Below are 21,352 nucleotides of genomic sequence, written 5' to 3' on the forward strand. Positions count from 1 at the left end.
AATTTTGGGGTTTTGAGTTACTTTGCACGTGGTACCTAAATTAGTGGCAATTAATTAAAACAAAGGTGGTAAAAACATGAATGCAAATACGGCAACGTTAACTCCTGAGGTAAAAGTTGAGACGTTGACGTTCGAAAAGCCGACCGTTGAAGATGGAGCTCAAATGTGGGAGCTCGTAAAATCTGGAGGGCTCGATCTTAATTCTTCCTACAAGTACATTATGATGTGCGAATATTTCGCCGAAACTTGTGTGGTGGCAAAAGAAGAGGGCAAAGTGGTCGGATTTGTGACAGCATTTATCCCACCAGAGAAACCAGACACAGTATTTGTTTGGCAAATTGGTGTAGACAGTTCCCAACGAGGAAAAGGGCTTGCTTCTCGCATCTTGGATGTTTTACTTAACAGAGAAGCGTGTGAAGATGTGAAATTCTTAGAAGCAACCGTAACACCGTCAAATGATCCTTCTCAGAATTTGTTTAGAGGGGTGGCAAAAAAGCACCGCACCAAATGCCGGGTGTCGGAATGCTTTGGGGAAGAGCTTTTCCCTGGTGAAGGCCATGAAGAAGAGTTAAACTTCCGGATTGGACCTCTCCGTAGATAAGTTGTTGAAGTAACGTTTAAAACCATTACTAATAATTAAAGGAGTCAATAAACGATATGAATCGTAATGACATGAGCATTTTTGAAACGCGTGAATCTGAAGTTCGCAGCTATTGCCGTGGCTTTCCTACTGTATTTGATAAAGCAAAAGGGCACAAACTCTGGGATATGGATAATAAAGAGTATGTAGACTTCTTTTCTGGAGCCGGCGCCCTGAATTATGGACACAATGATTCAAAAATGCAGGAAAAGCTTGTGGAATACATTACACAAGATGGAATTACTCATTCCTTAGATATGGCTTCCAAAGCAAAAGGAGAATTCCTCGAGACTTTTCAAGATGTCATTTTAGAACCTCGTGACATGGATTATAAAATCATGTTCCCAGGACCTACGGGGACTAACACAGTAGAAAGTGCGTTAAAGCTTGCCCGCAAGGCAACCGGACGCCAAAACGTCATCAGTTTCACGAATGGCTTCCACGGGATGACAATCGGTGCTCTTTCAGTAACCGGTAATGCCTTCAAGCGAAAAGGGGCCGGCATTCCATTAAATCACACTGTAACCATGCCATATGATAAGTACTTCGGTGACACTGGGCAACAACTAGAATATGTTGAGCAATTCCTCGATGACAATGGCAGTGGCGTTGATCTCCCGGCAGCGGTCATTTTAGAAACCGTGCAGGGTGAAGGCGGATTAAATGCTGCTAGTAACGAATGGTTACAAGGCATTGAAAAGATTTGTCGTGAGCGCGATATCCTGCTCATTATTGACGATGTTCAAGCAGGCGTAGGCCGCACAGGTACATTCTTCAGTTTTGAGCCGGCCGGTATCCAACCAGACATTATCTGCTTATCCAAATCTATTGGCGGATATGGCTTGCCGCTTGCTCTTACTCTTATTGCTCCTAAGTATGATATTTTTGCACCTGGGGAGCATAATGGTACATTCCGGGGAAATAACCCGGCGTTTGTAACAGCAACAGCTGCTTTAGAGCATTGGAAGGATAACACTCTCGAGAAAAGTGTACAAGAAAAATCAACAAAAATCACGAACTTTTTACAGGAAATGATTGAAAAATATCCTGAACTTAAAGGTTCATTACGTGGACGTGGTTTCATGCAAGGTATTTTCTGTGATGTTGAAGGACTGGCTGAGAACGTAGCAGAGAATGCCTTTAAGCATGGGCTCATCATGGAAACGGCCGGTGCAGAAGATGAAGTCTTCAAACTCTTCCCACCAATTACTATTGATGATGCTGGCCTGCAAGACGGCCTAGACCGATTGCATGAGGCTATTAAAGATACTGTTCATAACAGCAACCTTGTAACTTCTTAATTCAGTCTAAATAATGTAAATCCATCTAACAACTACTGGAGGCTTAACTATGAAAGTCGTAGATCTTAACGATATTGTTGGCACAGATCAAGAAGTGGATAATGGCAATTGGGTGAGCCGTCGCTTACTTCTTAAAAAAGACGGCATGGGCTATTCTGTACACGATACCATCATTCGAGCAGGTACTGAAACTCATATTTGGTACCAGAACCATCTAGAAGCCGTATACTGCATTGAAGGAGAAGGCGAAGTTGAAACACTCGCTGATAACAAAGTTCACCCTATTAAAGCAGATATGCTGTATTCACTGGACCAACATGACGAACATTTACTGCGCGCTAAAACAGACATGCGCATGGTTTGTGTCTTTAACCCACCGATCAGCGGTCGGGAAGTTCACGATGAAAACGGTGTTTATCCTGTAGATGTCGACTAAATAAATCGGAGTCACTTATTAAGAGACCCTTCTCACAAAGGTGAAAAGGGTCTCTTTTTGCATGATTGTTAACTTGGCGGATCTTTTACCTATAACGAAAAATGCACTTTATTTTATATTGAACTTACGAGAAGCTTTTTATATGCTAAAAGAATAAAAACTTAATTGTTTACTTACTCGAGCTACTTGACTCCCTAAGTAAGGAAAGGATTTGTTACGATGTTGGAATTTGGGATGGCCACTCTTTTTTTAATGCCGCTTTTGATATTCTTGCTTCTTTTTATTTTAAATATTATTACCAGCATATGGGCATATAAAGACTCGATTAGGCGAGGAAACAGTAAAGAATATGCATTGCTGATCCTGCTTGGCACCTTGTTCTTTCCCATTCTTGGACTTATTATTTACCTCTTAATCCGAAATAAATAAGAGTAGTTGTTACTATGCAGGTCCTCTTTTCCGCACTATTGGCCAAAAAAAATGAGCGCGGAAAAGAGATGAACTCTTTCGCCCTCACTCATTGTTTGCTTCTAGTTCCTCATGTTGAGTATAAGCATCAGCTTTATCAGCCAGTCGTTCTGGTTCCACCACGTCCCAATCAATGGAAGCTAGTGTTTCCTCTGTCATGGTTAAAGTGAATAGTTCGTCATAATAGGTTTCCCCTTGATCCGGTTCTACAAAAAACTCCCACTCCAACGTATACGCATCAAATTCATTGAGTGATTGAAATTGAGCTAATAAGCGTGCGCTTGTTGTCATTGTACTCGACTTAATCAAATCAGTAGTAACATTGTCACTTGCTGTTAACAAAAGATGTACATGTTGTTCACCGTAGTCATCGGTTCTTACCTCTAAGTCTTGCAGCACCTCATGACCTTCTGAAGTAGTAACTCCCAGCTCTTCTTGCACCAGCCACTCTATTTCCTCTGTTGGCTCTTCAATATGGTCTGGCATGTCTTCAGACACAAGCTGTTCAGGTCCTTCCATTGGGTCTGCCATAATTAGAAAAAGCAATAGAAAACCAAGGGAAGCAGCAAAGGCAATACTAGCTAATTTGACAGGACGGTTTTCTAATTCTTTTCGCCTTGGCCAAGTCACCAGTGTGTAAAATATGCTAAATACAGCAAAGACACCGGCTATGACAAATGCAGCGAATGCCAGCACTGCCATCAGGGCATCTCCTTTCTATCTGAGCCACCGTTAATGACCTACCTTTCTCCATGTCATTAACGGTGTGACTAATCTACCTTATTCGTCCCACAAAGTTACTTTTTCCATTTTGTCGCCCGGCTTGATAGCTAACACGTCTTCAAGACCGGTAGTTACTTTTCCAAACACTGTATGGACGCCATCGAGATGAGGCTGAGCTTCATGAGCTATAAAAAATTGACTAGAACCGGTATCACGGCCAGCATGGGCCATGGAAAGTGAGCCCGCTTCATGTTTGTGCGGATTCTGATCTGTTTCACAAGGGATCGTTTCTCCACTTCCACCTGTACCATTTCCAAGCGGGCAGCCTCCTTGTGCGACAAAACCAGGAATAACACGATGGAAAGTTAAGCCATTATAGAAGCCTTCATTCGCTAGCTTCTCAAAATTCTTTACAGTTACCGGAGCATCCTCTGGAAAGAATTCAATCTGTATTTCTGAACCATTTTCCAATGTTATTGTTCCTTTTTTCATGTACAAGACCTCCTGCATATTTTCTATATGTCCAGCATAAGCTTACATTTTTACAAAGGCTATTATACGCATCATTTCCTGGATTTGCACGTACCATACAAAACGTTCACCAGATAGTTAGAAATTTAATAAAAAGATAATTGCTACTGACAAGCCAAAAGCAAAAAGCCCTGCCTTTACCCCGGGGAGAGCCCTCAGGGGTTGAAGACAGGGCGGAAAAGCTTCGTTATTCTGCTTCTTTTGCAGCTTTAATCGCTGCCTCATAATCAGGATGCTCCGTTGCTTCAGGCACATACTCTGTATAAGTGACTTCACCATTACTGTTAACCACAAAGACTGAACGAGCAAGAAGGCGCAATTCTTCCATTACTACTCCATAAGCTGTGCCAAATGAAAGGTCTTTATGGTCTGAAAGTGTAGTGACATTGTCAATGCCTTCGGCAGCGCACCAGCGCTTTTGCGCAAATGGCAGATCTGCGCTAATGGTCAGTACTTCTACATTATCAAGCGCTGCAGCTTCTTCATTGAAACGTTTCGTCTGGGCATCACATACGCCTGTGTCAATGGATGGGACAACACTGATTAATACTGTCTTGCCTTTATAATCTTGTAGGGTCTTTTCCTCTAGACCAGTGTTTAATACGTTGAAATCAGGAGCTTTATCCCCTGCTTTCACTTCATCTCCAATTAAAGTCATAGGCTTGCCTTTAAATGTTACATTAGCCACTCTAATCCCTCCTAAAAGGTATATGTACATATACTATCTTGCGGAATATGAAAGCAAATTGCAACCATTACGCAAAAAAACAAAAAAGGATACATACACATTAATGTGTAGTACCCTGTTTAGCCAGGTTTCAAACATCAAACTGGCGGTTCTCCCAGTGGTCCCTGCGGCCCGTTAGAAGCTGGCGGACTTGGGGGGGTTGGGTGACTTTTACCTTTTCGCTCAATCATGTTCTGTATTTTTTCAACAACTTGGGGAGTAAACTCTACCAACTTTTCATAAAGATGAGTCGTATTATCAAGGTGGACAGTTCTTACGCCTTTGCTGTTTACGATTAAAAATGCAATTGGAGTAATGGAAACTCCTCCACCGCTTCCTCCGCCAAATGGGTGGTCTTGCCCTTCTCTAGTCCTTGCTACGACAAATTCACTACCACCAGCTGCAAATCCAAATCCTACCTTTGAAACAGGAATAATTACACTTCCATCCGGCGTTTCTACAGGGTCGCCAATGATCGTGTTTACATCAACCATTTCTTTCACATTTTCCATAGCTGTTTTCATTAGACCTTGAATCGGATGATCACTCATTGTTTGTCCTCCTTTTTTGCATTTCTCTTATTTGCTGAAGAGCTTTAACAACAGCTCGCAAATGTCGGACCAAAGGGATTGCTACCCATACAGTTTTTCCAACCTTCACATTTCCCATACATGCCAATGTCGATTGAGTATGCCACCTGTCGTAAATGGGAGAAATATGAAGGTGAGGATGGCACGTTAACGTCGAAAGCCACGACATTAAACCAATACTCGATCCCTTAACCGCCCAGAGAGAACCAACTATTTTAGCAGAAAGCGGAGCATCTGGCGTGCCTACTTCACTGATCCATTTAAAAGAAGTAACCTGGATAGTTTTTAACATTCTTCTTATGTTCTTTTGCAGCTTTGGCACTTCTTGAACAATGATATTTGCCATTTTTAATTGCTGAATAAGATCCGAAATAGTCTCTTCTTCATATGATTCATCCATGCCTTGTTTTGATAATTCACGATTTTTGAAAATTAAAGCGCCCTCTTCATTGATCGCAATTAAAGGCACTTCCCATTTTTTTTCAATGCGCCCTTTCCATAGCCAAACACGTATCGTTAATTGATCGTCATCTGACTGATGTTCATAATTTACATGAAAGTATACCGTGGTAAGTAATATACCTAAAGCAACCACCATTAATAGTAATGTTATTCCTATAAAAATCCATATCATAACTCACAACGCTCCGCTTTTTTTCTAACTTTCCCACCTTCACGTATACTTATACATCATTTACCAGCATTAATTCTTTTAATGGGAGTAACAACAAAAAAACTTCGCCTCTTTACTAAAAGAGACGAAGCGTTTGAAACAGATTTATTTACTCTACGTGTACAACTTGCGTGTCCGCAAACAAATCATGGATTCCTTGTTTCTTGGGATGAAAAGCTACCACAATGTAAAGCACATTGGTAATAATAAGTGAGCGGTGAATAAAGCGACCAACAACTTCGCGAAACATAATATCCGACCATGTTAATGGCTCACCCGTTAATGTAGCAACTCGGAGCCCAAATACCATTTTCCCAAGAGTCTGGGTAGTAAACTTTGTCATGAGAACAAAATATATATAAGCTGTTAATGACGTTAAGATCCCTTGCAAACTTAAGATACCAAATAAAGAAAGGTTGATCTCAGTAAACAAGAAAATAGGAGAGATTAACAATCCATTTATACTGGCTACAATGGCAAGATCTAACAAGTAAGCCCAAAATCGCATCCAAAACCCTGCACTGCGCTGCCATACTACTTCTCCATCTCGGGGCGGGGGCGTTTGCTCCTCACTAGAAGCGGCAGAGGAAGTGTGGCGTTCATCTATAGTCATATCCATTCCCTTATTCCCCCTTCCTTAAGAACCTTCCTGATATAAATACATCGGTCTGTTAGCACCATGGTCCCCTAATAATTCTTGGACAGCTAGTACTGTCAAATCGTCACCGATTAACTGCTGGGCCCCTAACTGAAACAATGTATTAAAACCAATATGCTGTTCGTATTCAACCGCCCGGGCATTTGGAATGTCTAGCTCTTCTCTCATATTATCTAAGGTGTCTTCTAAAGTCCCTAGATTATCAACCAAACCATTTTCTAACGCTTGATTTCCACTAAAAATACGGCCATCAGCTACATCGCCAACTTCATTTTCACTAAAATCGCGCCCTTCCATAACCACCTCTAAAAAGTCCTGGTACAAATCATCAACCATGGATTGAAGAATATCACGCTCGTCATCTTCTAAATCAGCCGTGGGATTTGTTATGTCCTTATAAGGCCCTGACGTAATCGAATCTAACTCAATCCCCAGATCTTCAGCCAATCCTGAAGCATCAATGTGCTGCATAATGACGCCGATCGAGCCTGTAATTGTGCCTTCGTGTGCAGTGATCTGCTCAGCCCCTGCTGCCAAGTAGTAACCTCCAGATGCTGCCATGCTGCCCATGGATACATGTACCGGAATTCCATGTTCTTCCTGTGACTCAATCACACGATCATGTATTTCTGCACTTTCTACTACACCACCGCCCTGGGAATTAACACGGATCACAATACCATCAACTGAGTCATCAGCCATTGCTTGATCAAAGGAACGCAAAAACTCACGATGATTGTATCCCGCTCCAGAAAACATACCTAGTTCCCCTGTATCTTGGATCATACCATTTATTTCTAAAACTGCTATCTTTCCTGGCCCGGACTCATCTCCAATTTGATTTTCACTTATCTCGTCATCTCCCGTTTGAAATCCATCTCCAAGGGCACCGGCAGTGATCGATGCGAACGTTTGAAAACCAAGTGACACAAATATTAGTAGGCCTGCAAGCAGCAAAGCCAGCCAACGTTTTCGATTCACAAAAACTCCTCCTTCATTATCTGAATTTAATACAAAATGCATCCTATTTACTTACGCTTTTTCGTACATAATCGTTTCATCTACGATTGTATGTGTAACATTTGCTGTTAAAAGGTTATCAGCTGGCTCTGTCAACAAGTCAACGTTTAACACGGTAAAGTCCGCGGCATAACCTGGAGCTATTTTTCCGTATGTGTTTTCTTCACCCATTGCCTCAGCGCTACCCTGCGTGAAAAGTTTAACTGCTTCATATGGCGTTAATTTCTCTTGCGGCTGATAGCCTTCGTGCTCTTCCTCAGGTTTTTTTCGAGTAATAGCGGCATGAAGACCGAGCAAGGGATCTACCGGTTCAATTGGGGCATCTGATCCGCCTGCGCAGCTAATCCCTTCTTTCAACAAGGTTTTCCATGCTAAAGCAAAAGGCAGCCGCGTTCCCCCTAGTCTTTCCTCAACCCACGGAAAATCAGAAGCTAAAAAACGGGGCTGGATATCACAGACAACTGGCAGCTGTTGTAACCTTTGGATTAAATCTTCTCGCAGCACCTCCACATGAATTAAGCGGTCCTTTAAACCAGATGCGGGAGGGTGTGCTTCAATTGCATCCAGAGCATATTCAAGCGCAAGATCGCCAATTACATGAATCGCTACAGGCATATTCATTTCACGGGCAGATTGTACAAGTGCCTGTAACTGAGTTTCAGTATGAATCGCCACGCCTGAATTCTCTGGAGAGTCATTATAAGGAGCAGATAGGAGAGCTGTTCTTCCCCCTAACGCTCCGTCAGCAAAAATCTTAAGCGCTCCAAACGATAAAAATGAATCTACAGCACCGCTTGTCCAGCCTTGAACCTCGAAGTCGGACTGGACTTCATGGTGGACCAACAGATGAGCTCGGAATTTTCTGGACTCTCCATCAATGACGCGCTGAAAGGTTTGAAATGTACGCTCAAAACTCCCGTAATAACTCAGATCTTCCGTATGGCCGCCCGTTAATCCTTTTTCGAACATATGATCAACTGCAGTTTTCAACGCCTCATCCAGCAGCTGGTCACTAACTTCTGGAACTACTTTCTTCACCAAGTCTTGGGCTGTGTCTAATAAATATCCCGTGGCGATGCCGTTTTCGTCTCTTACGATCACCCCACCTGGAGGGTCCGGAGTGTTTTCATCAATCCCTGCTAATTCTAAAGCATGAGAATTAACTACAACAGCATGGCGGCAGATACGCGTAAGCATGACAGGGCGTCCTGGAGCTAATTCATCCAATTCGTTTCGATGAAAGATCTTTCGGTCCGGCAATTGGTTTTCATTCCATCCTTCACCAATTAACCATTCTTCTGGTAACAATTCATCATGTTGCTTTTTTATGCTTGCTATGATTTGTTCTGAAGAGAATAACATCGATAAATCAAGCCGCAGCATTGCTTCTCCTACACCAATCATATGTAAATGACTGTCAATAAATCCTGGGTACATCACGTTATTTTCTAAATTAATCTCTTGGTTGATTTCAGTATAATATTTGTCTAAGATTTCTTCTTTACTGCCAACATATCGAACCACTCCATCCTGAGTGAATACAGCTTCAGTCATATCTGTCTCAGACCGAAGCGTCCTCACTCTGCCGTTATACCAGAGAGTACCCATCCTTGCTTCCCCCCGTCATCGGTTCTTCTTTTCTTCATTCAATCAAGATTTTGGCTAAATTGTAAAGTAAGACGACTACAGTAATTCATCCATTTTTTGATCGCGTTTATTCTCTCTTGTAATCGCTAAAGTCTCTGTTCGTGTAACAGCATCCTCCACTAAATCAGAGAACTGAAAAGAGGACTCTATTGCGCTTACTTTTTCACGTTTTGGTTTAGTTTTGGCATCAGTAGGCGCAAACACCGTACAACAATCCTCATGCGGTAGGATGGAAGTTTCATACGTGCCAATGGAGTGCGCTACATCAATTACTTCTTGTTTATCATCGGAGAGCAGCGGCCTTAAAATTGGCAAGGTTGTCACTTCATTGATTGCATTCATGCTTTCTAACGTTTGTGAAGCGACTTGCCCTAGATTCTCTCCATTTCCAATCGCTAAAATGTCCTCTCTCTCGGCAATTCGTTCAGCGATCCGCATCATCATTCTTCGCATCACAGTCATCATGTATTGGGAAGGTATATGCTCTTTCATCGCTATTTGCATCTCAGTGAAAGGAACAACATGAAGGCGGATGGTACCCCCATAGGTTGCAAGAATTTGGGTCAGGTCTTCCACTTTCTGTCTCGCTCTCTCATTTGTATAAGGCGGAGTGTGGAAGTGGATCGCTTCCACTTTTGTGCCTCGCCGCATTAATTTATAGCCAGCTACAGGACTATCGATGCCTCCTGAAAGCATAAGAAGAACTTTCCCGCTTGTCCCTAACGGCAGGCCTCCTACAGCTTCAATTTTGCCATAACTGATATAAGTGCCTTGTTCTCGAACTTCTACTTGAATTAAAACATCAGGATTTTTAAGGTCAACGCCTACCCCTTCAGTATTACGTAAGACGTGAGCTCCAATTTCTGGAGCTAATTGCTCCGAACCGATAGGGAAATGTTTATAAGCTCTTCTGGCCTTAATTTTTAATGTTTTCGGATTGCCGCCTGCTTCATGAAATGCCTGCAGTGCCCCTGCTTTCATTTCTTCCACATCATTTGGCACTTTAAGCGCAAAACTTAACGAAGAGATACCGAATACATGTTTCAATTTAGCTATGAGTTCATCAGGGTCTTCTTCGTTAATTTCCACTAAAATTCTTCCATACGTTTTCTTCGTTCGAGCTGTTGGATGTCCTTTTAGTGCATGAATAATATTTTCTTTCAGCTTATTTTCAAAAGCTGAGCGATTTTTTCCTTTTAATGCCAACTCTCCATAACGTACGAGAATGTGGTCTAGTTTCATGTCGTTGTCTCTCCCATCACTTGGCGTAATTCACGTAAGCTTTGTTTCAACGTATCTATAAAAGTCTCTATTTCTTCAGGCCTGTTTAAAAATGATAAACTAATTCGAATAGCACTTGAGGCTAGTTCTTCACCTAAACCTGCGGCCATTAGTACTGGACTCGGCTCAAATAATTTTGTAGAACAAGCAGACTTCGTTGAAACGTGAATGCCATTGTCCGTTAATGATTGCACGAGTACTTCGGGTTTTAACCCAGGTATAGAGATGTTTACTATGTGAGGGGCACTGTTTGTTGCAGGTGTGTTTACAACTACACCGTCTATGAGCTGCAATTCAGTTAGTAATCGTTGCTTTAAATGTTCTAAATACAACGGATCCTCTTTTGCCTGCGTGAGCGTTAAACGCAATGCCTTAGCCATCGCTACTGCCCCTGCCACGTTTTCTGTTCCCGAACGCCACCCCTGTTCATGTGCTCCACCATGTAGAAGGGGAGCTAGATCAAGACCTTTTCTTACATACAATAATCCAGTACCTTTTAACCCGTGAAATTTATGAGCAGAAATTGTACACAGGTCCACTCCATCTATTTTCGTAGGAATTTTACGTTTACCCACCCCTTGAACATGGTCGACATGAAAATGAGTGGTTGTTCTTGATTTCAGATAGTTTCCAATTTCCTCAATCGGCTGTAGTGTACCCAGTTCATTATTGACAGACATAATGGAAACTAAAATAGTATCTTTACGAACAGCTTCCTTTACTGCCTGCAAAGAAACTCGCCCTTCTTCATCTACAGGTAAATATGTTACGTCAAACCCTAATTGTTCAAGAAAGACAAACGGCTCTTTAACCGACGGGTGTTCCACTTTGGTAGTGATAAGGTGCTTACCGCGTTGGGCATATTGCATGGCAATTCCTTTAATCGCTAAATTATTGCCCTCTGTTCCTCCAGAAGTGAATATAATTTCACTCGCTTCTGCCCCAACCCAGTCCCCAATTGCAGTTCTAGCTTTGTGTAACAATGCTTCTGCTTCTTTGCCTAAATGATGTAAAGAGGATGGATTGGCATAATATTGATTTACGGCCTCTTGAAAAGTCTCTACCACTTGTTGGTACGGTTTCGTGGTAGCACTATTGTCTAAATAGACCATTTAAAACGTACTCCTTTTTCCTGCTCAATTGAGCTCATTTTGCAAATAACTAATCATGTGCAACAACTTATCTTATCATATTATCATTGCTCTCTAAAGAATCATACACCTCCAGGAAGCTTAACAGGATCCTCTGTACCTTACTTTACCAATCGTAAAAAAACACTAGAGGTGCAAATGTACCTACAAGCAGAAGCACTAGGAAAAGAAAAAATCCAGATTTGTTTGTGCAGTGGCTTCCTGACGACGTCAGCGACAAAGATAACACAGCGAATATCCGGGGGACAGGAAGCTAGCAGACCCCGCAGAGCGCTAACCTGCGGAGGCTCTCCCGTGGAAATGGCGGTACGGAGGACTATCAACGAGAAGCTTAGGTTTTTCAATACGTATAATAAAAAATCCTTTCTTCTAGTAAACATGAAGATACTACACTCCGTGTTTACGCAAGAAAAAAGGATAAATAAATATAACCGGCCTTCCCGCTCCCCCTCATAGGGGAGGCAAGTACATCACCGTTTATTATTCTTCAAGCAGTTCAAGTGCTTCATCAATTGTCAGGGAACCATCGGAAGATATAGCTTCAACCTCATCACTAGTTATGGTTCGATCTTCTGATTGATCCTTGGTCTCATCGGATGTTTCCTTCTCGTCCTCATCTTCTTTTTCATCCGCAAAGGCTGTTTCCCTTGGTTCTTCCTCGCCTTCAGACGGCTCATCTTCTCTATCATCAGCTGCTATATTATAATGATCATCCAATTCATCGGCTAAAGCTTTTCGCTCGTCTTCAGTTAACTCTTCATTTGGCTGAGAATTCTCTAGAGGAGAAGCAAGCAGGAAGACTCCGCCCCATACGACCATAAACATTACTATAGATACACTAAGAAAGCCTACTTTCATGGCGGATCTTCACTTCCTTTGTTTTAGTTAAGGCTATACTACCACAAATGACGTAGATTTTGAACAGTAAGCAAAACTATTTTCCTATACTATACAGCATCTGACGTTATATCGTTGGACATAAAAAAGAAGGCCTTATTCAGCCTTCTCTTCTAAGCTTTTCTCTATTTCCGATATAACGTGAGGGACTCGTTTCTCCAACGGAGAGCGTGCGATTTGAATGGCCTCATCATAGGATCCGTTTCTAAATTGTTCTTCAGCTTCGTGCAAGACTTGATTGAGTTCATTGTCGCGTGAGCGATAGCGATTTCCGTACTGAATTAAACGTTCGGCTCTTTCCGCCTGCGTCAACGTAACTTCAAGATGTTGCGTTGCTCGTTTAACTTGCTGATTGGCCTGTTCCAATGTTGCATTTACAGAGCTCATTTCCAGTGGCACCTCTTTTAACTGACTGCTTGATTGATTAAGTTTTTCTGCTGCTTCTTGAAATGATTCAATCAAATGAGATGGCACTTTGGGCAGCCGGCTTTTTTTCAGCTTCTGCTCGCTTTCTCTCAACTGTTGACGCAACGACTTCATCGTATCAATGGCAATTAATTCATCTTTTCGCAAGGTCTTCATTTGCTCTCTTGATGCTTCTATTTTTTCTTCACTCTGGTCGAGACGTTCCTCTAAATCCTGAACATGATTTTCTAAAAAGGAATATGCCTGCTTATTGTGTTCTAACTTGTCCAAAGCCACTCGCCATTCTTTTGTGGCTTCATCCAGTTCCTTGCCGACTTCATCCTGACGGGATTGTTCCGTTGCTTCTAAACGGTAACTCTGTTCTACTTTTGCTCTTTCTTGCTGTAATTGTTTCAGAGCTTCTTGCAACGTTTCCAGGCGCTCATTTAAATACTGAGCTTTATTTTCAACATATTCTCTTGCCTCAACTTCTTGTTCTAATTCTTGATACGTTTTTTCAACATCCGCTTGGACCGTTTCAATCAACTCAGCAGCTTCCTCCACCTTCAGTTCTTCAATGATCGTCCCCACTTCTTTAAGCGAATGTTCGACTCTATTGAATCTCGTAGGCAATTCTAAATGCTCAAGGGGGTAATCCTGCTCTTCCATTTCAGCCATCCCTGCTCGTAATTCTTTCAGTTGTTTCGGCAGCTCAACTTCGATTTCAACCAACTGCGCAGGAATCAAAGATACATAGTTCGCTTGCTTTTCCAGCTGCTCTTCCATCTCTTTTAATATTTCCCGCGCCCTTATGTAATTGCCCTCTGACATTTCATCATCAAACGTTTGTAATAAAACTTTTACGTTCTTTAGTTCTTCCTCGATAAGGCTCGTTGCTCTACCTAATGAACGCCAATTCATACTCACTTCTCGATTTAAATGCTCATATTTAGCCCTTATCTCTTCAATTTCCAAGCGGTTTTTTTCTTCACTATTTACCAGTTCATTCACTTCTGTGAAGATCTGATCGATATTGTTCTCAATGCGTTCTAGTTTCACCTTTGTCTCTTCCGCATGTTTTCTTGCTTTTTTAAAACGGTATTTATTCGCCCATTCTTCAATGTCATATAAGTCTTCCTCAAATTCAGGCAACTCATCTTCCACAATATGGTCCCACATTCGACGCCATTGTTCGAATTTCTCTTCTGTTTCGCCAGAGACTTTAAGGCCTTTAACTTTGCCTATTTCCTCCGCCACCGCTCGCTGGCTTATATCCATCTTTTTCGCTTCTAATTCATCGACCAACCGGTATACTTTTCTTCGTGCAAACGCGCCATAACCGATAAACGCGCCTAAAAGCAATGCTAAAATGATTATATATTCCATTGAGTTTCACTCCAGTTTGTCTGAGCCTAAAATATGTATGTTGCTTCCTATTTCATAACGGTCAAATACTTTCCTTGAGCAAGCAAAGTCTACCTATAGGTTTAAGAATTATATTTCGGGATTTACAGCATAAACCCTTTAAATTTTCCGGAATTTTATAATTTCCGTGCGTAAACTTGTTTTTCCGACAATCTTTACGAATAAATAAATCCATGCTTTACTGAAGAAACATGGTAAATTGCACAGAAAGATGCATGCTTCTATCCTAACATGGATTATGCTGTAAAAGAGTAATGAGATAAGATTTTTTGGAGGAATTCGTAATGAAAATAACACACGATGGTCATGTACATACCCCTTATTGTCCACACGGCAGTGACAGCGCACTACATGCATATATAGAAACAGCCATCACGCATGGGGTGAAGAGTATGACTTTCGCTGAACATGCTCCTCTTCCCCAAAGTTTTCAGGACCCTGTCCCAACAAAAGACAGTGCCTTGCCACCAGAGCAGCTCGAGGATTATATGAGGGCAGTACAAACTGTTAAAAAACAATATGCTACTGATATTACAATTTATTTAGGTTTAGAAGTAGATTATCTAGAAGGGTTTGAACATGAAACGAAGCATTTTCTAAATCAAGTTGGTCCAGAGTTGGATGACAGTATTCTATCTGTTCATTTTATTAAACATAAACAAGGGTGGACATGTTTAGACTACAGTCCAGATGCTTTAAACGAACTAGTCACAATTACAGGATCAATGGAAGAGGCGACAAAAAAATATTACGGAACAGTTCTTCAATCTATTACTGCTGAAATGGGCAGCTTCAAACCTAGAAGAATTGGCCACCTTACTTTAATTCGTAAATTCCAACATCAAATACCCGTCCCAGAAGAAATTGAAACTCCATTTTTAACAGACATTTTTAAACGTATGGCTGAGGAAAAATTACAGTTAGATTATAACGGAGCCGGTATCTTAAAACCTGACTGTAAAGAAACATATCCTCCTGCAAACTGGGCAAAGAAAGCTGAGCAACTTGGGATTGAGTTAGTCTATGGCTCGGACGCCCATCATCCCAATGGTTTGTTCGGGGGCATAGATCGGTTAGCAAATGTACGTATAAACTCTCCTAACGCCAATAGTTAAACCTTATAACTCGACCTCTTTTGCAGAAGGCCACTTTCTTCTAAATAACGCCTGATATAGGCCGTATATTGTTTCAAAAATAATTGAGAGCGGGGTTCGAGGTGAAACACTTCTCTAATATACTCAGGGTGAAGAAACGGCATCGTCAACATGCTGCGGAGCTGCAAAACATCCCATTCGTCTGGCTCTTTGTTATTTACCCTCTGCCCTGAACTTTCGTCTAAAAGTTCATGTAAGATATAGCGCTCTTTCTGTAAATATGTGGTCATGACTTCTCTCATTAAAGTAGAATCTATCGTCATCTCCCGCAAAACAAAGCGTGCTTCTTGATGATGGTCTTGTTGGTAATTCAATAGAGAATGAACAACATGAATAAGGCGTAATTCCTCCTCTTCCTCTATTGGATTCGATTCAAGCACTGCAAGATACCCTTCAAGAAAATCCGTTACGATGTTTTCTAACAGACCTTGTTTACCACCAAAATGATAGGAGACATGGGCAATGTTCACATCTGCTTCAGCAGCAATCATTCGAATAGATGTACCGTGAAAGCCACGAACCATAAAAAGGGAAGCAGCTGTTGTTCGTATCCTTCGCTTTGTTTCTTCCCCGTTTCGCCTCATAATGCAAGCCCCTTCCTTATAACCCTCACAGTTTGAATATATAGAACTTCTGTTTTTCCCAAGAAATCCCTTCGAAGATTTAGCGACGGTCTTAGAGATGATTCTACACCTTAAGCTATGATATACTTTCATTATTCCAACATCCAAGGATAAATTGTAGAAACCTGCAAATCTAAAGACTTTGGGGAGAGTGAAAAAATGTTTGAACACATCACATACAGCGGCTCAATTGCTTCACAATATGACATGCTGATTAAACAACTTGATTCATTACTAGAAGGGGAAACAAACCGGACCGCCAACCTGGCAAATGCCTCAGCACTACTAAATCAATTTTTAGATAATGTAAACTGGGTAGGTTTCTATGAATATATAAATGGAGAACTTGTCCTCGGCCCTTTTCAAGGCTTACCCGCCTGTGTACGCATTCCGAATGGAAAAGGGGTTTGCGGCACTGCCCTTAACGAACAACAAGTAGTTAGAGTAGCTGATGTGCACAAGTTTCCAGGGCACATTGCCTGTGACGCAGCCTCTAACTCAGAAATCGTTCTCCCTGTTTTTATAAATGGAGAAATAGCAGGGGTGCTTGATATAGACAGCCCTGTCAAAAATCGCTTCAGCGCGGAGGAAGAAGAGCACCTCACTCGCTTTGTTGAGACACTTAGTCGCCACCTGTAAGGAAAAGAGACTGTCTCAAAAAATTCGATTAGAATATGAATACAAACATACACTTTGGATTTACGAGCCTTTAGCGGGAAAGCGGGCAGAGCTGCTGAAAAAGTCGATTTATTGCTATTTACAGTCATCATCAACTATTTCTTACACTAAGGTGAAATAGTTGATGAGACCGGGGCAAGTGAGTCCCTGGAAAGAGAAGTCAGGGCGACACCTTGCAGAGCAACGCTTGAAGCAACTTGCCCTCGACTTCCCCATGGAAAGTAAACTTGCTTAAGCACCATCAACCTCTTCCTCCAGGTTATTGTATAAAGGTGAATCGGTTCTTAAACGATAAGCAGTTTTTCAGCAGTCTCGAAAACAGTAGCTAAAACCCTGCAACGAGCGATTGCAGCTCTAACGAAGGCTAAAACGCTCTCCACGGCAAAGAAGAACGGCGCAAGGCACTGTCGCGCTTCTGTCTGTGATGAAAGGACGTATATTCCAGTTGCTTATTCCGAGAACGGACTTATGGGGTAGCGTCTATTTATAACAGTACTAAGCACCTCTAATTATGTTAAACTTCACGATTGAATTGTTTAATAAACGATTCATCAACGTCAATCACTTGAAAAGTGACCGAACTTCCGGCCAGTTCTTCCTGAACTATCCCGGCCACTTCTTCTACGTCCAAGCCCCCAACTCCAGTTCCTAATGCAGGGAGCGCCACACTGTTAACCCCTTCTTCTTCACAAAAATCCAGTAATGTAGCCAAACAGCGTCTTACCGAGTCATAGTTAGATGCTTCAGCCGGCTGCTCCATAGTCACCAAATGGATAATTCCCTTTACCGGCAGAGCCCCTGCTTTTGTAATGTAAATGTCGCCGGGTATTGGCTTCAGTTCATTGCATTGTTGCTTCGCCTCTTTTTCAATTGAATTCCCACCTGCCTCCCTTATTGCTTTTGCAACTCCACCGCCCATCGGCCCTTGAGCATTAGCTGCGTTACAAATATAATCAACGCTTTCGCATTGGGTCAGATCGCCGACTTTAGCTTCTATCACTTTTTTCACTCCTTGTTCAGTATGTAAATTACTTCCTGTATTCCCTTCTTATAAGTAGCTCAAACCCTGGGTTGAGTAAGTAACTGCATGATCCTTTGAAACTTCGCTTGTTGTTTCGGTTGTTCTACAGCTCCCTTTCCACAGACCGACCATCAGGTCTGACCAAACCTAACTCTCAGGGGCCTCCGGTCTATTTTTCTATGGTTATATCTCTCATCACATGTTAACGGAATTACAACCTATAAGTAACAATTAAAAGAAAAAAAGTAGGCTATTTTTACTAGGTACAATCCATGATATACTATATTTGTAAGTAGAACCTTGATTAATTAAATTTTTCACTTTTTGGTATTACGTTCTTATTCAAAGCTTTTGATTTTGCCTTCCACTCTTTCAATGTTATATGGAAAGGACGCTTTTAACTTATGGACATGTACCTCCTAGGAATTATAGGCTTTTTGCTCGTCCTCTTATGTATATTAACTATAAAATTGGCCCACTCCTATCGTTATTTTCACACCATTCAACGCACCTCTGAAGACATCATTTTTCGTATTGACTTAGTGCCTGTTCCTCGCTGGCGCTATGTTGGCAATTCATTTGAATTATTATACGGCATTCCTAGAAATGCTTTATTTAAAAATCCTTATCACCTTTTATACTTTGTCCATCCTGAAGACAAAGAGGAAATAATGAAGCTATTTAAAGGTCACGTTGATCCTAAACGCCCTTATTATTTTCGCTTCTATACAGCTTCTGGTTCCTTAATTTGGACAGAACAATACATCTACCCTTATTATGCTTGGACTGGCAAATTGAAAGGAATTACTGGCATATCACGGAATGTCACAGAAAAGAAACAGTTAGAAGAAAGGTTAGCCTGGCTTAGTTATCATGACCAATTAACGAACACTTACAACCGTAACTATTTTGAAGCTCATTTACTAGCTGAAGCAAATCCAGAAGAAAGCATTGGGCTTATCCTTTGTGATATGAATAATATGAAAGAAGTGAATGATAATTATGGCCATTTATCAGGAGACCGGGCCTTAATCCAGTTATCTGCTCTAATTCAAGCTACTGTACCTAAAAATGCAACTGTTTGTCGTATCGGAGGGGATGAATTTCTCATCTGGCTTCCTTCTACCAATGAAAGTACAGTGGACTACATTGCAGAGGAGTTAATCAAAGCGACAACTGACACCGAATTTAGTCAGCATGGCAGTAACGTCGCAATCGGTAAAGCATTCTCGCAAACCGCTGATGATATTCTGACTGTATTTAGAGAAGCTGATGACAATATGTACTTAATGAAACGAGCTACAAAACAATTCAAATCATTAAACATATAAAAGAGACTGCTTGTAAGGGCGCTTTATCTTACACTACAGTCTCTTTTTCTGTTAACAGAGCTTCTTAAATAGAACTGCTACTATACTACATAACGGGCTAATCTAGACTTCACCTCTTCGCTCAATGGTGTTGCCTTTCCCTTTTCAGTATCTAATTGGACAACTACCGCTTCCCCTGTAGCAATAGCTGTATTTCCATTTATTATGGTATGAGACAAAGTAAAACTGGACGTGCCAATATGTTTAACTTTTGATTCAAGGGTGATTTCAATGCCAAAATAACCTTGTTTTTTATATTCACAGTTGGTTGAGACTAACACATAAGGCCAATCATGAAGCGGCTGGTCAGCATTAATTAATTCCAAATCGTTGAACAGCTGTATTCGAGCTTCTTCCATGTAAGCAAAATAGCTCGTATTATTTAAATGTCCTAACGCATCTGTATCACAAAATCTAGGGCGAATCTGAGTGTGATGCATTACTAAATGCCTCCTTTTTAGTCGGTTAATTGAACAACTCCGGTACTGAAGATCATGAGTGTCATTAAGATTGGGGTGTGTTAAAAATTTCGTATAGGCTGCTTGATTGTAGATAAACAAACTACATAGTCCCTGCCACCATATGAGAGATCATAAACTGTATTATCAAATTCCAATAGAGAATGAACACTCATTCACCTTTTGAATGTACATTATTTTATTAGAAAATTCAAGGAATTCCCCCCCTAACAAAAATGCTTTCACCTTTATTACCTTGTTAACTAGATGACCCTGTTTCCTCTGGCTAGCCATCTATAAGGAAGGCAATAACAATGAAAGCATACTATGTTGAGCTATTTGCCCTATTCATTTTTGCTCGTAACCCGGCGAATATTATTATTCCAAAAATCACTGATTAATAAGTCTTCTTCATCAAATACCAGCCCATAAGGCCCTTCAATTTGTGCGTTTTCTTCTACTTTACTTTCAGTATGAGCCTCAAACCCTAACCACGCTTCCACATAACCGTTGTTTAAATCAACAACCCTTACGGCATGGTTATAAGTATCAGCCACAAAAAGAAGCTCATCAGCCATTAATTGGACATCACGGGGAAAATTAAAGGCTGCTTCATCTGCTTCTCCATCTTCTGCGCCCGGTTCAATATAATCGCTGTCCTCCATCAATTCTTCCCCAGCCCCTGCCAGTGTATCGACTTCTCCAGCTGGCGAAATGGTTCGTATTCGTTGATTGCCGCTGTCAGCCACATAAATGGTGCCTTCATCGTCTACTGTTAAACCATATGGCTCGCGAAACCGTGCTTCTTCCCCTATTCCATCTTCTAATCCACCGCTTCGCAAATAGTCCTCTTCTTCATAATCACCAGCTACAACGGTAAACTCATTATTATCTTCTAGTTTAATAATGCGATGATTGCCAGTTTCAGAAATGTATACTTCACTATTCGGGCCAGTAGTTATGCCTGACGGACGTTCAAGACCTTCAAGCACTGTATTCACTTCGCCATTTTCGACTGTTTTTATAGCCCCATTTCCTGTATCTGCTATATATACGGTCTCGGTTTCTGGTTCATATGTCACATCATGTGGGTTTACAAATGTTCCCTCAGCATTCTCTGCCTCTCCCCCTGCAAAAGTCGTCACTACTCCTTCCTCATCAAGCGAGCGAACTGCATTGTTGCCTGTGTCAGCAATTAAAACACCATGCTCATCTGCATGCGTCATTCCCGCTGGCATCGTAAATTCTGCCTCTTCTTTACTTCCTTCTTCGTATCCCTCTTTTTCATCTCCGATTGTCATTTCTATTTGAACTTCGCCAAACAGTTCAGCCACATCACTATCAAAGACAGTAAGAGAAACATCTTCTTTTGTATCATCATTTGTACAAGCAGTTAACACCATGAAACAACTTGCTAGCAGCCACACTTGTTGTTTTTTTGACATATTACTCGTCATCCTTCCTGCTGCTCAATT

At 41.4% G+C, this 21,352-nt stretch carries 23 protein-coding genes; 7 read left to right on the forward strand and 16 right to left on the reverse strand.

All coding sequences use genetic code 11. From position 1 onward, the window contains the following. Positions 1 to 76: 76 nt before the first annotated feature. From ectA to D469_RS22775, 4 genes are all read left to right on the forward strand, one after another. Positions 77 to 601, forward strand: coding sequence for a diaminobutyrate acetyltransferase (ectA, locus tag D469_RS0110535; RefSeq protein WP_018923355.1), 525 nt, complete (start codon positions 77 to 79; stop codon positions 599 to 601). Positions 602 to 657: 56 nt separating this feature from the next. Next, on the forward strand, positions 658 to 1,941 hold the full coding sequence (gene ectB / locus D469_RS0110540) for a diaminobutyrate--2-oxoglutarate transaminase (RefSeq protein WP_018923356.1): 1,284 nt from the start codon (positions 658 to 660) through the stop codon (positions 1,939 to 1,941). 49 nt (positions 1,942 to 1,990) lie between these two features. Further along, on the forward strand, positions 1,991 to 2,377 hold the full coding sequence (locus D469_RS0110545; protein WP_018923357.1) for an ectoine synthase: 387 nt from the start codon (positions 1,991 to 1,993) through the stop codon (positions 2,375 to 2,377). Between the two features lie 219 nt (positions 2,378 to 2,596). Next, complete coding sequence (locus D469_RS22775; protein WP_018923358.1) at positions 2,597 to 2,806, forward strand: PLDc N-terminal domain-containing protein; 210 nt, start codon at positions 2,597 to 2,599, stop codon at positions 2,804 to 2,806. A gap of 84 nt (positions 2,807 to 2,890) precedes the next feature. Here D469_RS22775 and D469_RS0110555 read toward each other — a convergent pair whose 3' ends face one another. From D469_RS0110555 to D469_RS0110610, 12 genes are all read right to left on the reverse strand, one after another. Next, the gene (locus D469_RS0110555) at positions 2,891 to 3,547 is read right to left on the reverse strand and encodes a hypothetical protein (protein ID WP_018923359.1); all 657 of its coding nucleotides are present in this window, start codon (positions 3,545 to 3,547) and stop codon (positions 2,891 to 2,893) included. A gap of 78 nt (positions 3,548 to 3,625) precedes the next feature. Further along, positions 3,626 to 4,060 carry a peptidylprolyl isomerase gene (locus D469_RS0110560; RefSeq protein ID WP_018923360.1) on the reverse strand — a complete coding sequence of 145 codons (435 nt, stop codon included), beginning with the start codon at positions 4,058 to 4,060 and terminating at the stop codon, positions 3,626 to 3,628. A 226-nt stretch (positions 4,061 to 4,286) separates the two neighbouring features. Beyond that, on the reverse strand, positions 4,287 to 4,787 hold the full coding sequence (gene tpx / locus D469_RS0110565; RefSeq protein ID WP_018923361.1) for a thiol peroxidase: 501 nt from the start codon (positions 4,785 to 4,787) through the stop codon (positions 4,287 to 4,289). Between the two features lie 137 nt (positions 4,788 to 4,924). After that, complete coding sequence (gene ytfJ, locus D469_RS0110570; protein ID WP_018923362.1) at positions 4,925 to 5,377, reverse strand: GerW family sporulation protein; 453 nt, start codon at positions 5,375 to 5,377, stop codon at positions 4,925 to 4,927. Further along, a complete protein-coding gene (locus D469_RS0110575) occupies positions 5,370 to 6,050 on the reverse strand; it encodes a DUF2953 domain-containing protein (RefSeq protein WP_018923363.1) in 681 nt (226 codons plus the stop codon). Before D469_RS0110575 ends, ytfJ begins: the two co-directional genes overlap by 8 nt. A 148-nt stretch (positions 6,051 to 6,198) precedes the next feature. Continuing rightward, positions 6,199 to 6,708 (reverse strand): RDD family protein, encoded by a 510-nt coding sequence (locus tag D469_RS0110580; RefSeq protein ID WP_018923364.1) that lies wholly within the window; start codon positions 6,706 to 6,708, stop codon positions 6,199 to 6,201. Positions 6,709 to 6,726: 18 nt separating this feature from the next. Beyond that, complete coding sequence (gene sppA, locus D469_RS0110585; RefSeq protein ID WP_018923365.1) at positions 6,727 to 7,728, reverse strand: signal peptide peptidase SppA; 1,002 nt, start codon at positions 7,726 to 7,728, stop codon at positions 6,727 to 6,729. Positions 7,729 to 7,779: 51 nt separating this feature from the next. Next, a complete protein-coding gene (locus D469_RS0110590) occupies positions 7,780 to 9,375 on the reverse strand; it encodes an amidohydrolase (protein ID WP_018923366.1) in 1,596 nt (531 codons plus the stop codon). A 75-nt stretch (positions 9,376 to 9,450) separates the two neighbouring features. Next, on the reverse strand, positions 9,451 to 10,656 hold the full coding sequence (gene thiI / locus D469_RS0110595; protein WP_018923367.1) for a tRNA uracil 4-sulfurtransferase ThiI: 1,206 nt from the start codon (positions 10,654 to 10,656) through the stop codon (positions 9,451 to 9,453). Next, positions 10,653 to 11,807 carry a cysteine desulfurase family protein gene (locus D469_RS0110600; RefSeq protein ID WP_018923368.1) on the reverse strand — a complete coding sequence of 385 codons (1,155 nt, stop codon included), beginning with the start codon at positions 11,805 to 11,807 and terminating at the stop codon, positions 10,653 to 10,655. Before D469_RS0110600 ends, thiI begins: the two co-directional genes overlap by 4 nt. Before the next feature lie 519 nt (positions 11,808 to 12,326). Further along, entirely contained in the window at positions 12,327 to 12,704 is a 378-nt protein-coding gene (locus tag D469_RS0110605) for a hypothetical protein (protein ID WP_018923369.1), read from the reverse strand. Between the two features lie 135 nt (positions 12,705 to 12,839). Further along, positions 12,840 to 14,534, reverse strand: coding sequence for a septation ring formation regulator EzrA (locus tag D469_RS0110610; RefSeq protein WP_018923370.1), 1,695 nt, complete (start codon positions 14,532 to 14,534; stop codon positions 12,840 to 12,842). 323 nt (positions 14,535 to 14,857) lie between these two features. On the opposite strand from D469_RS0110610, the gene hisJ reads away from it, so the two are divergent. Beyond that, positions 14,858 to 15,688 carry a histidinol-phosphatase HisJ gene (gene hisJ / locus D469_RS0110615; RefSeq protein WP_018923371.1) on the forward strand — a complete coding sequence of 277 codons (831 nt, stop codon included), beginning with the start codon at positions 14,858 to 14,860 and terminating at the stop codon, positions 15,686 to 15,688. Here the strand turns inward: hisJ and refZ are convergent. Continuing rightward, the gene (gene refZ, locus D469_RS0110620; protein WP_018923372.1) at positions 15,685 to 16,311 is read right to left on the reverse strand and encodes a forespore capture DNA-binding protein RefZ; all 627 of its coding nucleotides are present in this window, start codon (positions 16,309 to 16,311) and stop codon (positions 15,685 to 15,687) included. The genes hisJ and refZ overlap by 4 nt on opposite strands. A gap of 198 nt (positions 16,312 to 16,509) precedes the next feature. On the opposite strand from refZ, the gene D469_RS0110625 reads away from it, so the two are divergent. Beyond that, positions 16,510 to 16,989 carry a GAF domain-containing protein gene (locus tag D469_RS0110625; RefSeq protein WP_018923373.1) on the forward strand — a complete coding sequence of 160 codons (480 nt, stop codon included), beginning with the start codon at positions 16,510 to 16,512 and terminating at the stop codon, positions 16,987 to 16,989. 553 nt (positions 16,990 to 17,542) lie between these two features. Here D469_RS0110625 and D469_RS0110635 read toward each other — a convergent pair. Further along, positions 17,543 to 18,028 carry a macro domain-containing protein gene (locus tag D469_RS0110635; RefSeq protein ID WP_018923375.1) on the reverse strand — a complete coding sequence of 162 codons (486 nt, stop codon included), beginning with the start codon at positions 18,026 to 18,028 and terminating at the stop codon, positions 17,543 to 17,545. 425 nt (positions 18,029 to 18,453) lie between these two features. On the opposite strand from D469_RS0110635, the gene D469_RS0110640 reads away from it, so the two are divergent. Further along, complete coding sequence (locus D469_RS0110640; RefSeq protein WP_018923376.1) at positions 18,454 to 19,380, forward strand: sensor domain-containing diguanylate cyclase; 927 nt, start codon at positions 18,454 to 18,456, stop codon at positions 19,378 to 19,380. Positions 19,381 to 19,460: 80 nt separating this feature from the next. Here D469_RS0110640 and D469_RS0110645 read toward each other — a convergent pair whose 3' ends face one another. Next, entirely contained in the window at positions 19,461 to 19,859 is a 399-nt protein-coding gene (locus D469_RS0110645) for an acyl-CoA thioesterase (protein WP_018923377.1), read from the reverse strand. Between the two features lie 362 nt (positions 19,860 to 20,221). Next, positions 20,222 to 21,322 (reverse strand): NHL domain-containing protein, encoded by a 1,101-nt coding sequence (locus D469_RS0110650; protein WP_018923378.1) that lies wholly within the window; start codon positions 21,320 to 21,322, stop codon positions 20,222 to 20,224. Between the last annotated feature and the right edge of the window lie 30 nt (positions 21,323 to 21,352).

This window comes from Salsuginibacillus kocurii DSM 18087, from assembly GCF_000377705.1.
GTDB classification, from domain to species: Bacteria; Bacillota; Bacilli; order Bacillales; family Marinococcaceae; genus Salsuginibacillus; species Salsuginibacillus kocurii.